This window comes from Kitasatospora sp. NPDC056076 (assembly GCF_042266305.1).
GTDB lineage: Bacteria > Actinomycetota > Actinomycetes > Streptomycetales > Streptomycetaceae > Kitasatospora.
Genome location: NZ_JBHJWG010000031.1, coordinates 11475 through 24509 on the forward strand (window position 1 = coordinate 11475; position 13035 = coordinate 24509).

The following is a 13035-nucleotide window of genomic DNA, read 5'->3' on the forward strand; positions in this document are numbered from 1 at the left end:
CGGGTCGGGGCCCTCCGCCCCGACCGCGCTGAACAGGGCCGAAGGGGTCGCGGGAGGCCCCACGCGATAGCCTGGGCGCGATTGACGGGGCCGCGCCCGTGGCGGGCGGGGCGCCCAGCAGCGCCCGGGGGCGCCCCGGGCGGCCGACGAAGCGAGGGGTAGCCCAGCCGTGCGCATTGCCAGGTTTTCCGTCCGGGAGGGGAGCCCTGCCGCCGGCAGTGTTTCCTTCGGCGTGGTCGAGGGGGATCCGTCCCGGCCCGACTCGCTGGTCGTGCACGAGCTGGCCGGTCACCCGTTCGGCCAACCCCAGCCCACCGGTGAGAGCTACCGCTTCCAGGACGTCCGGCTGCTCAGCCCGATGCTCCCCAACAAGATCGTGGCGGTCGGCCGCAACTACGCGGCGCACGCGGCGGAGCTGGGCAACGACGTCCCGGACGTCCCGCTCACCTTCTTCAAGCCGTCCACCTCGGTCATCGGCCCGACCGAGAACATCGCGTACCCGCCGTTCTCCTCGGACGTCCACCACGAGGCCGAACTCGCCGTGGTGATCGGCCGGATGTGCCGCGAGGTGCCGCTGGACCGGGTGCCCGAGGTGATCCTCGGCTACACCTGCGCCAACGACGTCACCGCCCGGGACGTCCAGCAGCGCGAGGGCCAGTGGGCCCGGGCCAAGGGCTTCGACACCGCCTGCCCGCTGGGCCCGTGGATCGAGACCGACCTCGACCCGTCCGACCTGGCGATCACCTGCACGGTCAACGGCGAGCTCCGCCAGACCGGCCGCACCTCCCTGATGATCCGCTCGGTCGCCGAATTGGTCGTCCACATCTCCGAGGCCATGACGCTGCTGCCCGGCGACGTCATCCTCACCGGCACGCCCGCAGGGGTGGGCCCGCTCAACGTCGGCGACGAGGTCGCCGTCTCCATCGAAGGCATCGGCACTCTCGCCAACAAGGTGATCAAGCGTGGCTAACACTGACCCGGCCGTCCGGGTTCGCTTCTGTCCGTCCCCGACCGGCAACCCCCACGTGGGCATGGTCCGCACGGCCCTGTTCAACTGGGCCTACGCCCGCCACACCGGCGGCAAGCTGGTCTTCCGGATCGAGGACACCGACTCCGCCCGCGACTCGGAGGAGTCGTACACCCAGCTGCTGGAGGCCATGAGCTGGCTCGGCCTGGACTGGGACGAGGGCCCGGAGGTCGGCGGCCCGCACGCGCCGTACCGCCAGTCGCAGCGGATGGACATCTACGCCGACGTCGCCCGCCGCCTCCAGGAGGCCGGCCACGCGTACCACTGCTACTGCAGCACCGAGGAACTGGACGCCCGGCGCGAGGCCGCCCGCGCGGCCGGCAAGCCCTCCGGCTACGACGGCCACTGCCGCGAGCTGACCGAGGAGCAGGTAGCCGTCTACAAGCTGGAGAAGCGCGAGCCGATCCTGCGCTTCCGGATGCCCGACCGGACCATCTCCTTCGACGACCTGGTGCGCGGCACGCTCACCTTCGAGCCGGAGAACGTCCCGGACTACGGCATCGTCCGCGCCAACGGCGCCCCGCTGTACACCCTGGTCAACCCGGTGGACGACGCCCTGATGGGCATCACCCACGTGCTGCGCGGCGAGGACCTGCTGTCCTCCACCCCGCGGCAGATCGCGCTGTACGCGGCGCTCGCCGAGATCGGCGTCGGCGAGGGCGCCACCCCGCGCTTCGGCCACCTGCCGTACGTGATGGGCGAGGGCAACAAGAAGCTCTCCAAGCGCGACCCGCAGTCCTCGCTCAACCTGTACCGCGAGCGCGGCTTCATCCGCGAGGGCCTGCTCAACTACCTGTCCCTGCTGGGCTGGTCGCTGGCCGAGGACCGCGACCTGTTCGACATGGACGAGATGGTCGCCGCCTTCGACGTGGCCAAGGTGAACTCCAACCCGGCGCGCTTCGACCTCAAGAAGTGCGAGGCGATCAACGCCGAGCACGTCCGCCGGCTGGCCCCGGAGGACTTCGTCCGCCGCCTCGTGCCGTTCCTCCAGGGCCCCGGCCTGCTGCCAGCCGAGCCGACCGCCGAGCAGCTGGACCTGCTCGCCCGGATCGCGCCGCTCACCCAGGAGCGGATGGTCGTGCTGAGCGAGATCGTCAACATGGCCGGCTTCCTGTTCGTCGACCCGGCCGACTTCGCGGTGGACCCGGACGACGCCGCCAAGGTGCTGACCGCGGACGCCGGTCCGGTGCTGGAGGCCAGCGTCAAGGCGCTGGAGGAGCTCGCGGACTTCACCCCGGAGCCGATCCAGACCGCGCTGCGCGGGGCCCTGGTGGAGGGCCTGGGCATCAAGCCCAAGTTCGCCTTCACGCCGCTGCGGGTGGCCGTCACGGGCCGTCGGGTCTCGCCGCCGCTGTTCGAGTCGATGGAGCTGCTCGGCCGCCCCGAGACGCTGCGCCGGCTCCGTTCCGCCCTGGACGCGCTGCCGACGGCCTGAACGGCCCGCGCAAGCGCCTCCTGAGCAGCCCGCGGGCCCGGCTCCGTGCCGGGCCCGCGGCGCACCCGGAGGTCATCGGACGGCCTCCCCACCGCTGCCTGCGGTTATCGATTTTGGAGCCAGGGCAGACGTCGGGTAATGTTCTTTCTGCGCCGCCCGGGAGGGAACGGACGAGGGAGCGAAAGCCCCTCGGAACGGGACCGACCGAGAGGCGCAACGCCTGAGAAGGGCCCGCAGGGGTTCAACTCTGGTGGGGTATGGTGTAATTGGCAGCACGAGTGATTCTGGTTCATTTAGTCTAGGTTCGAGTCCTGGTACCCCAGCGCAGTACGATCGGCAACGGTCACCCAGCAGTACAAATGAAGATCCAAGCCCCCGTTGTGTAGCGGCCTAGCACGCTGCCCTCTCACGGCAGTAGCGCCGGTTCGAATCCGGTCGGGGGTACTGATCCCGCAAGGGATCGCCAGGATGCCCCCGTTGTGTAGCGGCCTAGCACGCTGCCCTCTCACGGCAGTAGCGCCGGTTCGAATCCGGTCGGGGGTACTTCAAAGCACGAAGCCGGTGGCTGTGTTCTTTTCGAGGACATGCCCATCGGCCCTTGCTTTGCGTTGGGGTATGGTGTAATTGGCAGCACGAGTGATTCTGGTTCATTTAGTCTAGGTTCGAGTCCTGGTACCCCAGCCAGAAATATGGAAGACCCCGTCCGCGGGGTCTTTTTGCTTTTCCGCCGCGCAGGTGTGCGAAGGGCCCCGCTCGATCCGAGCGGGGCCCTTTCGCGTGCGGTGGGGGAGTGGGGGATTCGGGTTCGGGGGAGTCGGCGGGGTGGGTGGGGGAGTCCGCCGGATCAGCTGCGCCGCAGGGCCTCGGTGAGCCGGTTCGCGGCCTCGATGATGGCCTGGGCGTGCAGCCGGCCCGGGTGGCGGGTCAGGCGCTCGATCGGGCCGGAGACGGAGACGGCGGCCACCACGCGGTTGGAGGGGCCGCGCACGGGAGCGGAGACGGACGCGACGCCCGGCTCCCGCTCGCCGATCGACTGGGCCCAGCCGCGCCGCCGGACGCCGCTGAGCGCGGTGGCGGTGAAGCGGGCGCCCTGGAGGCCGCGGTGGAGCCGCTCGGGCTCCTCCCAGGCCAGCAGGACCTGGGCGGCCGAGCCGGCCTTCATCGGCAGGGTGCTGCCGACCGGGACGGTGTCCCGCAGACCGGAGAGCCGCTCGGCGGCGGCTACGCAGATCCGCATCTCGCCCTGCCGGCGGTAGAGCTGTGCGCTCTCGCCGGTGACGTCGCGCAGGTGGGTCAGGACCGGGCCCGCGGTGGCGAGCAGCCGGTCCTCGCCCGCCGCGGCGGAGAGTTCGGACAGGCGGGGGCCGAGGATGAACCGCCCCTGCATGTCCCTGGTGACCAGACGGTGGTGTTCGAGTGCGACGGCGAGTCGGTGGGCCGTGGGGCGCGCCAGACCGGTGGCGGCGACCAGCCCCGCCAACGTGGCGGGGCCCGACTCCAGTGCGCTGAGCACCAGAGCGGCCTTGTCGAGAACGCCGACGCCGCTAGAGTTGTCCATGCCCTAAGACTGCAGTCTCATTCCGCGAGACGCAAGTTCAATCTTCCGGGAAAAGCGCCACTCTGGATGCAGCAGCCCGGGAGACATCCAGGATGGGGCCTCGTCAGAGTGTCCGCATCGTGGACAGCGATCCGGCGTGCAGGTCTCGCGAACACGCTCCCCACGGGCGGGCGCGCAATGACCTCGACGACACGAGAAGGCCGGCAACGCGGCCGGCTGGAGGGAATCCGATGGGACGGACACTCGCAGAGAAGGTCTGGGACGACCACGTCGTGCGGCGCGCGGAGGGCGAGCCCGACCTCCTGTTCATCGACCTGCACCTGCTCCACGAGGTGACCAGCCCGCAGGCCTTCGACGGGCTGCGGCTGGCCGGCCGTACGGTCCGCCGCACCGATCTGACGATCGCCACCGAGGACCACAACACCCCGACCCTGGACATCGACAAGCCGATCGCGGACCCGGTCTCCCGGGTGCAGCTGGAGACCCTGCGCCGCAACGCGGCCGAGTTCGGCGTACGGATCCACTCGCTCGGCGACGTCGAGCAGGGCGTGGTGCACGTGGTCGGCCCCCAGCTCGGCCTGACCCAGCCCGGCACCACCGTGGTCTGCGGCGACTCCCACACCTCCACCCACGGCGCCTTCGGCGCGCTGGCGTTCGGCATCGGCACCAGCCAGGTCGAGCACGTGCTGGCCACCCAGACCCTGCCGCTGGCGCCGTTCCGCACCATGGCGGTCACCGTCGAGGGCGACCTGCCCGAGGGCGTCACGGCCAAGGACCTGATCCTCGCCGTGATCGCGAAGATCGGCACCGGCGGCGGCCAGGGCTACGTCCTGGAGTACCGCGGTTCGGCGATCCGGAGCCTGTCGATGGAGGCCCGGATGACCGTCTGCAACATGTCGATCGAGGCGGGCGCCCGGGCCGGCATGATCGCCCCGGACGACACCACCTTCGACTACCTCCAGGGCCGCCCGCACGCCCCGCAGGGCGAGGACTGGGACGCCGCCGTCGCGTACTGGCGGACCCTGGCCACCGACGAGGACGCCGTCTTCGACCACGAGGTGTTCATCGACGCGAGCGAGCTCACCCCCTTCGTCACCTGGGGCACCAACCCCGGCCAGGGCGCCCCGCTCGGCGCGGACGTCCCGAACCCCGCGGACTTCGCCGACCCGCAGGAGCGCGCGGCCGCCGAGAACGCCCTCGCGTACATGGGCCTGGAGGCGGGCACCCCGCTGCGCGAGGTCGCCGTCGACGCGGTCTTCGTCGGCTCCTGCACCAACGGCCGGATCGAGGACCTGCGCGCCGCCGCCGCCGTGCTGGAGGGCCGCAAGGTCGCCGACCGGGTGCGGATGCTGGTCGTCCCCGGCTCCGTCCGGGTCGCGCTCCAGGCCGTCGAGGAGGGCCTGGACAAGGTGTTCACCGCCGCCGGGGCCGAATGGCGGCACGCCGGCTGCTCGATGTGCCTGGGCATGAACCCCGACCAGCTCGCCCCGGGGGAGCGCTGCGCCTCCACCTCGAACCGCAACTTCGAGGGCCGCCAGGGCAAGGGCGGCCGCACCCACCTGGTCTCCCCGCAGGTCGCCGCCGCGACCGCCGTCCTGGGCCGGCTGGCCGCCCCGTCGGACCTGTCCGCCAACTCCGCCAACGTCGCCGTGGAGGCCTGAGCCATGGAGAAGTTCACCACCCACACCGGCCGGGCCGTCCCGCTGCGCCGCAGCAACGTGGACACGGACCAGATCATCCCGGCCCATTGGCTCAAGAAGGTCACCCGATCCGGTTTCGAGGACGGCCTGTTCGAGGCCTGGCGCAAGGACGAGTCGTTCGTCCTCAACCGGCCCGAGCGCGAGGGCGCCACCGTCCTGGTGGCCGGCCCCGAGTTCGGCACCGGCTCCTCCCGGGAGCACGCGGTCTGGGCGCTGCAGAACTACGGCTTCCACGCGGTCATCTCCTCGCGCTTCGCCGACATCTTCCGGGGCAACTCGCTGAAGAACGGTCTGCTGACCGTCGTGCTGCCGCAGGAGACCGTGGAGCGCCTCTGGTCGCTCACCGAGAGTGACCCTTCGGCCGAGATCACCGTTGATCTGGAAGCACGGGAAGTCCGGGCCGAAGGCATCACCGCGACCTTCGAACTGGACGACAACCTCCGGTGGCGGCTGCTCAACGGCCTGGACGACATCAGCATCACGCTGCAGAACGAGGGGGACATCGCCGCCTACGAGGCGACCCGTCCGGCGTTCAAGCCCCGTACTCTGCCGGTGTCCTGAGTTCCCCTCAGAACAAGCATTCTGACGATCCACCGGATGGCCCGCGCTCCCCCTCGGGGGGGCCGGGCCATCCGTCGTTCCGGAGCACGAGTTAGCACCGGGGGCTCCCCGGATTGCCCATTCGGCTTTGCGGAAGAGGGCCCCGCGCAAGTACAACTGCGGGTAGATGGCACAATCAGTACATGCACCGGCACCATGAACCTCCGTACGCGGGCGGCGAACCCGCGTCCGAGGAGTCCACGGGCCGGGGATCCGAACGCCGAATTGACGATCGGCCGGACGTCACCTCCGCAACACCAGCTGAGGCGCCGGACGACCAGGAAGTCGCAGCGCTCTACGCGCTTGTGGCCGAGCGGTTGAAGCAAGCTCACGCCCGCGTGCATGCGCTGAACGTGTCTGTCGATGCAAAGACCGCTCTCACCCGTCAACTGCTCATCGTCACGGAGACCGCCAAGCGCGATCTTCCGGAGGCGGCAAGGCGGTTGAGTCGCTTTGTACATGACCTCGACGAGGGGCACCCGCCCCGCGCCTGAGGTCGCGGACGCGCAAATCCATTGCGACACTAGGGTGATTCGCGCGTTTGGTAATTGAAAGTCCGCAGATACATACCTAACGTGCGAAAAGAACGGATGGAATCATCCGGCGCCCGTTTCCGAAGGGGAAGACGTGAACAAGGCTCAGCTTGTCGAAGCGGTGGCCGAGCAGCTGGGCGGTCGCAAGGCTGCCGCAGAGGCCGTCGACGCAGTGCTCGACACCATGGTCCGTGCCGTTGTGGCCGGTGACCGGGTTTCGGTCACCGGTTTCGGCACCTTCGAGAAGGTGGAGCGCTCCGCGCGCTTCGCCCGCAACCCGCAGACCGGCGAGCGGGTCAAGGTCAAGAAGACCTCGGTCCCCCGCTTCCGTCCGGGTCAGGGTTTCAAGGACCTGGTCAGCGGCAGCAAGAAGCTGCCGAAGGAAGGCCCCTCGGTGAAGAAGGCCCCCAAGGGCTCGCTCACCCCGGGCAAGACCGGTGTCGCCGCGACCCCGGCCGCCAAGCGTGCCGCCACCAAGCGCGCCGCCACCGCTGCCGCCGCCGCTCCGGCCGCCAAGAAGGCCGCGGCCAAGAAGGCGACCACCACGGCTGCCGCCAAGAAGACCACGGCCACCGCCGCGAAGAAGGCGACCGCCACGGCCAAGAAGGCGACCACCACCGCCGCCGCCAAGAAGACCACGGCCACCGCCACCAAGGCGGCTGCGACCAAGGCCGCGGCGACCAAGAAGACGGCCGCCGCCAAGAAGGCGACCACCACGGCTGCCGCCAAGAAGACCACGGCCACCGCCAAGAAGGCGACCGCCACGGCCAAGAAGACGGCGCCGGCGAAGAAGACCGCCACCCGCAAGACCACCGCGCGCAAGGCCTCGGCCAAGTAAGTCCCGCGCGACTGTCCTCGGACGGCCTTCGGCACAGAGCCGCGGCACCCCCTTCCGCGAATTGCGGAGACCGGGTGGCCGCGGCTCTTTCGATTTCCGGGCGCTTAGTCAGGATTCACCGGCAGCCGCCGTCCGGGCGCGGAAATCCGCGGGAACTGCGGGAACTGCGGGAACTGCGGGAACTGCGGGAAGGGCGGGAACGGCCGGAGGGGGGACGGCGCCGTCAGCGGTCGTTGACGCCGTCAGCGGCCGTCGGCCGGGTCGGGGAAGGTCTGCAGGGTCACGAAGACCACCCGGCGGGTCTCGCCCGCGCCCTCGGTGCGGATCCGCACCCGCTGGCCGGGCCGCAGCAGCAGCAGGCCGCCGGCGTCGAAGGCGGCCGCGTCGAACGGCACCGGGGTCCCGTCGTCGAGCAGCACCGAGCCGGCTCGGGTGGCGGGGTCGAAGGTGAACGCGGTGGCCTGCATGCCAGCAGCATAGCGAGCGGGTCCCACGGGCCCGCTGGTCAGGAGCCGCCCAGACGGGCGAACAGCGCACTGGTGTACGGGCCGAGGCCGAGCCCGGCGGCCTCGCCGAGGTCGGCGCCGGTGTCGACGTCCCGGCGCACCGACTCCACGTCCGCCAGGCGCAGTTCGAGCGCCCCGCCGGCCGCGTGCCGGGCCCGCGAGCCGTCCCCGAACGCGGGGGCGAGCGGACGGCCGGGGCCGCAGGCGAGCAGGGTGGTGCCCAGGCCGGGGGAGTCCGGCAGGAAGGCCCGGCCGTCCGACGGCACCGCGCCCAGCACCCGGGCGAGTTCGGCCGGGCGCAGGGCCGGCAGGTCTGCCGAGAGGGCGGCCAGCGGCGCCCGCGGGGCGAGCGCCCGGGCGGCCGAGGCGCCGTGCGCCAGCGCCCGGTTGAGGCCGCCGCCGGGCTCGTCGGCGACCACCAGGGCGCCCAGCCCGGCCAGCCGGGCGCCGGCGGTGGCGTCCGGGGTGACCACCAGGACGCGCGAGACGCCCGGGGTGGCCAGCGCGGCGGTGACCGTGTCGAGGGCGAAGGAGAGGGCCAGCTCGGCCCGGTGCGGGCCCGCGTACGGGGCCAGTCGGCTCTTCGCGAGGGCGAGCGGCTTGAGCGGTAGCACCAGCGACCAGTCGGCGGCGGGTGCGGCGGGCGCGACGGGCTCGCTGGGGCGTACGGTGTCCTGGGTCATCGGCGTCATTGTGACGCCGGTCCCGGAACCCTCGCCAGGCCGTCCGAGCTGTGCGGACGTGCGTTTGATCACGCCCGCCCGGCGGGTTGGCGCGGCCGCTCGACAGCCGGTGAGCAGGCGGGCGACACTGTTCCGCGCCCGTGCCCCGGGCACCGGTCGCGCCGGTGCGCGGCACGGGAGGCCATGACCGCGGCACCCCACGTGCCGCATGCGATGAGAAGGAGCTTGGGGTGGCCCGCCGCTCGTACGCCAAGTTCGGCAACGCCGACTACGGCATCTGGTACCGCTTCGCGGCCGTGCTGGTGAAGCCGGTGACGACCGCGTTGGTGAAGCCCGACTGGCGGGGCTGGGAGCACATTCCGGAGAAGGGCGGCTTCATCGCCGCCGTGAACCACAACTCGATCATCGACCCGGTGATCTACGCGCACTGGCAGTACAACAGCGGCCGTCCGCCGCGGATCCTCGGCAAGTCCTCGCTGTTCTCGATCCCCTTCATCGGGTTCATGCTGCGCAAGACCGGCCAGATCCCGGTGTTCCGCGAGTCCACCGACGCGGCGCAGGCCTTCCGGGCCGCGATCGACGCCGTCAACAACGGCCAGTGCGTGCAGTTCTACCCGGAGGGAACGCTCACCCGGGACCCGGACCTGTGGCCGATGACCGGCAAGAACGGGGTCGCCCGGGTCGCGCTGATGACCGGCGCGCCGGTCATCCCGGTCGCGCACTGGGGCGCCCACGAGATCATCCCGCCGTACGGCCGGGCCGGTTTCGGCAAGGGCAGGTTCAACCTGTTCCCGCGGCACCGGGTGACCGTGGCCGCCGGGCCCGCGGTGGACCTGAGCAAGTACGCGGGCATGGAGCTCACCGGCCAGGTGCTCAACGACGCCACCGAGGACATCATGGCGGCGATCACCGAGGTGCTGGCCGGGGTCCGCGGCGAGGAGCCGCCGGCCGAGCGCTACGACATGCGCAAGGCCGCCCGCGAGCGGGCCGCCGCCGCGCTGGCCGAACGCCGCCGCGCCAAGGGCGGCCGGAACGACAACGACGAAGAGGGGACGGGCCGGTGACCCGCTGCGCCGTGATGGGGACGGGCTCCTGGGGCACCGCGTTCGCGATGGTGCTGGCCGACGCGGGCTGCGAGGTCGTGCTGTGGGCCCGCCGCCAGGAGCTGGTGGACGCCGTCAACTCCACCCACGAGAACCCGGACTACCTGCCGGGCGTCCGGCTGCCCGACACCGTCCGGGCCACCACCGACGCCGCCGAGGCGCTGGCCGGCGCCGACTTCGCGGTGCTGGTGGTGCCCTCCCAGACGCTGCGCGACAACCTGGCCGCCTGGGCGCCGCTGATCGAGCCGCAGACCGTGCTGGTCAGCCTGATGAAGGGCATCGAACTCGGCACCGCCAAGCGGATGAGCGAGGTGATCGACGAGGTCACCAAGGTCGGCCCGGAGCGGGTCGCGGTGGTCAGCGGGCCCAACCTGGCCAAGGAGATCGCCAACCGGCAGCCCGCCGCGAGCGTGGTCGCCTGCACCGACGAGGCGGTCGCCAGGCGGCTCCAGGCGGCCTGCCACACGCCGTACTTCCGGCCGTACACCAACACCGACGTGATCGGCTGCGAGCTCGGCGGCGCGGTCAAGAACGTGATCGGCCTGGCCGTCGGCATGGCGGCCGGCATGGGGCTCGGCGACAACACCAAGGCCACCCTGATCACCCGCGGACTGGCCGAGACCACCCGGCTCGGCGAGGTGCTGGGCGCCGACCCGCACACCTTCGCGGGGCTGGCGGGGATGGGCGACCTGGTCGCCACCTGCTCCTCGCCGCTGTCGCGCAACAACACCTTCGGGATGAACCTGGGCCGGGGCATGTCGCTGGCCGAGACCATCGCGGCCACCCGGCAGACCGCGGAGGGCGTCAAGTCCTGCGAGTCGGTGCTGGACCTGGCCCGGCGCAGCGGGGTCGACATGCCGATCGTCGAGGCGGTGGTGGACGTGGTGCACAACGGGCGGCCCACCCGGGAGGCGCTGCAGGTGCTGATGTCCCGCTCGGCCAAGGCGGAGCGGCGCTGAGGCCCGGCTCGTCGGGCCCCGCACCCGGTGGTGGGCGCGGACTCTCCGGGCCGGCGTTGACTTCCCGGAAACACCTCGCACGGTAGTCTCAAACCCGATATGAGCATCGAACAGACCACCCCGGACCCGTCCGCCCCCAAGCCGCGCGTCGCGCTGGTCTTCGGCGGGCGCAGCTCCGAGCACGCGATCTCGGTCTCCACCGCGGGCAGCGTCCTCCGGGCGATCGACCGTGACAAGTACGACGTGCTGCCGATCGGCATCACCCACGAGGGCCGCTGGGCGCTGACCAGCGACGAGCCGTCCCGGATGGCCATCACCGACGGCCGGCTGCCGGACGTGGCCCACGTCGCCGAGGCCGTCGACGGGCAGGTCGCGCTGCCGGTCTCGCCGGGCAGCCGGGAGGTGCTGCTGAGCGAGCCGGGGAGCGCCCCCAAGGCCCTCGGCGAGGTCGACGTGGTGTTCCCGCTGCTGCACGGCCCGTGGGGCGAGGACGGCACCCTCCAGGGCCTGCTGGAACTCTCCGGCGTCCCGTACGTCGGCAACGGCGTGCTGGCCAGCGCGGCCGGCATGGACAAGGAGTTCGCCAAGCGGATCCTGGCCTCGCACGGCCTGGGCGTCGGCCACTACACGATCGTGCGGCCGCGCGACTGGGAGACCGAGCAGGGCCGCGCCGCGGTGCGCGAGCGGGTCGCCGAGCTGGGCCTGCCGGTGTTCGTGAAGCCCTGCCGGGCCGGCTCCAGCATCGGCATCACCAAGGTCAAGGACCTGGCCGAGCTCGACGCCGCGATCGAGGAGGCCCGCCGGCACGACCCCAAGCTGATCATCGAGGCGGGGGTCTCCGGTCGCGAGATCGAGTGCGGGGTGCTGGAGTTCGAGGACGGCCCGCGGGCCAGCGTCCCGGCCGAGGTGCTGGTCGGCGAGGGCTTCGACTTCTACGACTTCGAGGCCAAGTACATCGACTCCTCCGAGGTGCGGATCCCGGCCGAGCTGACCGCCGAGGAGGTCGCGGAGATCCGGCGCCAGGCGGTGGCCGCGTTCGAGGCCTTCGGCTGCGAGGGCCTGGCCCGGGTCGACTTCTTCCTGCTGGACGACGGCAGCTGGATGATCAACGAGATCAACACCATGCCGGGCTTCACCCCGATCTCCGCCTACCCGAAGATGTGGGAGGCCAGCGGGGTCTCGTACGCGGAGCTGATCGACCGGCTGCTGCAGACCGCGCTGCGCCGCTCGACCGGGCTGCGCTAGCGGGCCCGTACGCGTGACAGGGGCGGGCCGGGAGCTGCCGGCCCGCCCCTTCGGCTCGGGGCGGGTACGGGCTCAGCCCGGGATGTTCGCCTTCACCGCGGGGGTCAGGGCGGCCGCCGGGTCGAAGGGGTTCTGCGCGGCCCCGGCCGGGACGGTCACCTCGACGTAGGCGGCCCGCATGGTCGCCACGAAGCGGTAGCCGCCGTCGGCGAGCTGCTGCGACCACCAGGTGACGTCGTCGACGGTCGGCGACAGGTCCTTGGCGTGCGGGCCGTCCAGCTCCTCCGGGCGGTCGATGCCGCACCGCAGCACCACCCGGGGCGAGTCGCCCCAGGCCGCCACGTACGGGGAGGCCGGGGACGGGTCCCGGCGGGCGCGGCCGAGCAACTCCTGGGGCAGGGCGGCGCCCAGCGCCCGGCAGTGGTCCGCGGCCTTCCCGCTCGGCCGCGGGACCTCCACCGCGGGGTCGTCGGCGGAACTCCAACTGCCGATGAGCACCACCACGGTGCAGGTCAGCGCGACCGGCGCGGCCAGCCAGCGGACCGGCGCGGGAAGCGCGGTCAGCGCCCTGGGGATGCGGAGTTCTCTGGCCACCCGCCGATGGTAGCCGGGGTCAGAGGTGCACCACCGGACAGGTGAGGGTGCGGGTGATGCCCTCCACCTTCTGGACCTTGGCGACCACCAGGCGGCCCAGGTCGTCGACGGTGTCGGCCTCGGCCTTGACGATGACGTCGTACGGGCCGGTGACGTCCTCGGCGGTGATCACACCGGGGATCTTCGCGATGGTCTCGGCCACCGCGGTGGCCTTTCCTACTTCGGTCTGGATCAGGATGTATGCCTGTACCACG

14 protein-coding genes and 4 tRNA genes are annotated in these 13035 nt (G+C 71.8%); 13 read left to right on the plus strand and 5 right to left on the minus strand.

Annotation, left to right across the window (positions count from 1 at the left end; genetic code table 11):
* Positions 1-169: 169 nt before the first annotated feature.
* The 6 genes from ACFC1T_RS24210 (at position 170) to ACFC1T_RS24235 (ending at position 3146) form a co-directional block, all read left to right on the plus strand.
* Positions 170-970: a fumarylacetoacetate hydrolase family protein gene (locus tag ACFC1T_RS24210; protein ID WP_375891711.1), complete on the plus strand. Its 801-nt coding sequence runs from the start codon at positions 170-172 to the stop codon at positions 968-970.
* Positions 963-2462, plus strand: coding sequence for a glutamate--tRNA ligase (gltX, locus tag ACFC1T_RS24215; protein ID WP_375891712.1), 1500 nt, complete (start codon positions 963-965; stop codon positions 2460-2462). The genes ACFC1T_RS24210 and gltX overlap by 8 nt, the downstream gene beginning before the upstream one ends.
* A gap of 251 nt (positions 2463-2713) precedes the next feature.
* Positions 2714-2785, plus strand: a tRNA-Gln gene (locus ACFC1T_RS24220).
* Between the two features lie 48 nt (positions 2786-2833).
* Positions 2834-2906 (plus strand) — tRNA-Glu (locus ACFC1T_RS24225).
* A gap of 26 nt (positions 2907-2932) precedes the next feature.
* Positions 2933-3005 (plus strand) — tRNA-Glu (locus ACFC1T_RS24230).
* 66 nt (positions 3006-3071) lie between these two features.
* A tRNA-Gln gene (locus ACFC1T_RS24235) sits at positions 3072-3146 on the plus strand.
* Positions 3147-3306: 160 nt separating this feature from the next.
* Here ACFC1T_RS24235 and ACFC1T_RS24240 read toward each other — a convergent pair.
* Positions 3307-4020 (minus strand): IclR family transcriptional regulator, encoded by a 714-nt coding sequence (locus ACFC1T_RS24240; RefSeq protein WP_030306825.1) that lies wholly within the window; start codon positions 4018-4020, stop codon positions 3307-3309.
* A 230-nt stretch (positions 4021-4250) separates the two neighbouring features.
* Here ACFC1T_RS24240 and leuC point away from each other — a divergent pair, with 230 nt between their 5' ends.
* The 4 genes from leuC to ACFC1T_RS24260 all read left to right on the plus strand — a co-directional run bounded on the left by leuC (position 4251) and on the right by ACFC1T_RS24260 (position 7691).
* Positions 4251-5681, plus strand: coding sequence for a 3-isopropylmalate dehydratase large subunit (gene leuC / locus ACFC1T_RS24245; protein WP_375891715.1), 1431 nt, complete (start codon positions 4251-4253; stop codon positions 5679-5681).
* Positions 5682-5684: 3 nt separating this feature from the next.
* The gene (gene leuD / locus ACFC1T_RS24250; RefSeq protein ID WP_375891717.1) at positions 5685-6281 is read left to right on the plus strand and encodes a 3-isopropylmalate dehydratase small subunit; all 597 of its coding nucleotides are present in this window, start codon (positions 5685-5687) and stop codon (positions 6279-6281) included.
* Between the two features lie 182 nt (positions 6282-6463).
* Positions 6464-6814 (plus strand): hypothetical protein, encoded by a 351-nt coding sequence (locus ACFC1T_RS24255; protein ID WP_375891718.1) that lies wholly within the window; start codon positions 6464-6466, stop codon positions 6812-6814.
* A 133-nt stretch (positions 6815-6947) separates the two neighbouring features.
* Positions 6948-7691: an HU family DNA-binding protein gene (locus ACFC1T_RS24260; protein WP_375891720.1), complete on the plus strand. Its 744-nt coding sequence runs from the start codon at positions 6948-6950 to the stop codon at positions 7689-7691.
* 242 nt (positions 7692-7933) lie between these two features.
* Here the strand turns inward: ACFC1T_RS24260 and ACFC1T_RS24265 are convergent, their stop codons facing one another.
* The gene (locus ACFC1T_RS24265; RefSeq protein WP_375891722.1) at positions 7934-8158 is read right to left on the minus strand and encodes a hypothetical protein; all 225 of its coding nucleotides are present in this window, start codon (positions 8156-8158) and stop codon (positions 7934-7936) included.
* Positions 8159-8196: 38 nt separating this feature from the next.
* Complete coding sequence (gene cofC, locus ACFC1T_RS24270; protein WP_375891724.1) at positions 8197-8880, minus strand: 2-phospho-L-lactate guanylyltransferase; 684 nt, start codon at positions 8878-8880, stop codon at positions 8197-8199.
* A gap of 230 nt (positions 8881-9110) precedes the next feature.
* On the opposite strand from cofC, the gene ACFC1T_RS24275 reads away from it, so the two are divergent.
* The 3 genes from ACFC1T_RS24275 (at position 9111) to ACFC1T_RS24285 (ending at position 12187) form a co-directional block, all read left to right on the plus strand.
* Positions 9111-9944, plus strand: a complete 834-nt coding sequence (locus tag ACFC1T_RS24275) for a lysophospholipid acyltransferase family protein (protein WP_375891726.1) — start codon at positions 9111-9113, stop codon at positions 9942-9944.
* 14 nt (positions 9945-9958) lie between these two features.
* A complete protein-coding gene (locus ACFC1T_RS24280) occupies positions 9959-10942 on the plus strand; it encodes an NAD(P)H-dependent glycerol-3-phosphate dehydrogenase (RefSeq protein WP_375891822.1) in 984 nt (327 codons plus the stop codon).
* A gap of 99 nt (positions 10943-11041) precedes the next feature.
* On the plus strand, positions 11042-12187 hold the full coding sequence (locus ACFC1T_RS24285; protein ID WP_375891727.1) for a D-alanine--D-alanine ligase family protein: 1146 nt from the start codon (positions 11042-11044) through the stop codon (positions 12185-12187).
* Between the two features lie 72 nt (positions 12188-12259).
* On the opposite strand, the gene ACFC1T_RS24290 is transcribed toward ACFC1T_RS24285, so the two are convergent.
* Both ACFC1T_RS24290 and ACFC1T_RS24295 read right to left on the minus strand, forming a co-directional pair.
* Positions 12260-12781, minus strand: a complete 522-nt coding sequence (locus tag ACFC1T_RS24290; protein ID WP_375891729.1) for a DUF3515 domain-containing protein — start codon at positions 12779-12781, stop codon at positions 12260-12262.
* A 19-nt stretch (positions 12782-12800) separates the two neighbouring features.
* Complete coding sequence (locus ACFC1T_RS24295) at positions 12801-13034, minus strand: Lrp/AsnC family transcriptional regulator (protein WP_375891731.1); 234 nt, start codon at positions 13032-13034, stop codon at positions 12801-12803.
* Between the last annotated feature and the right edge of the window lies 1 nt (position 13035).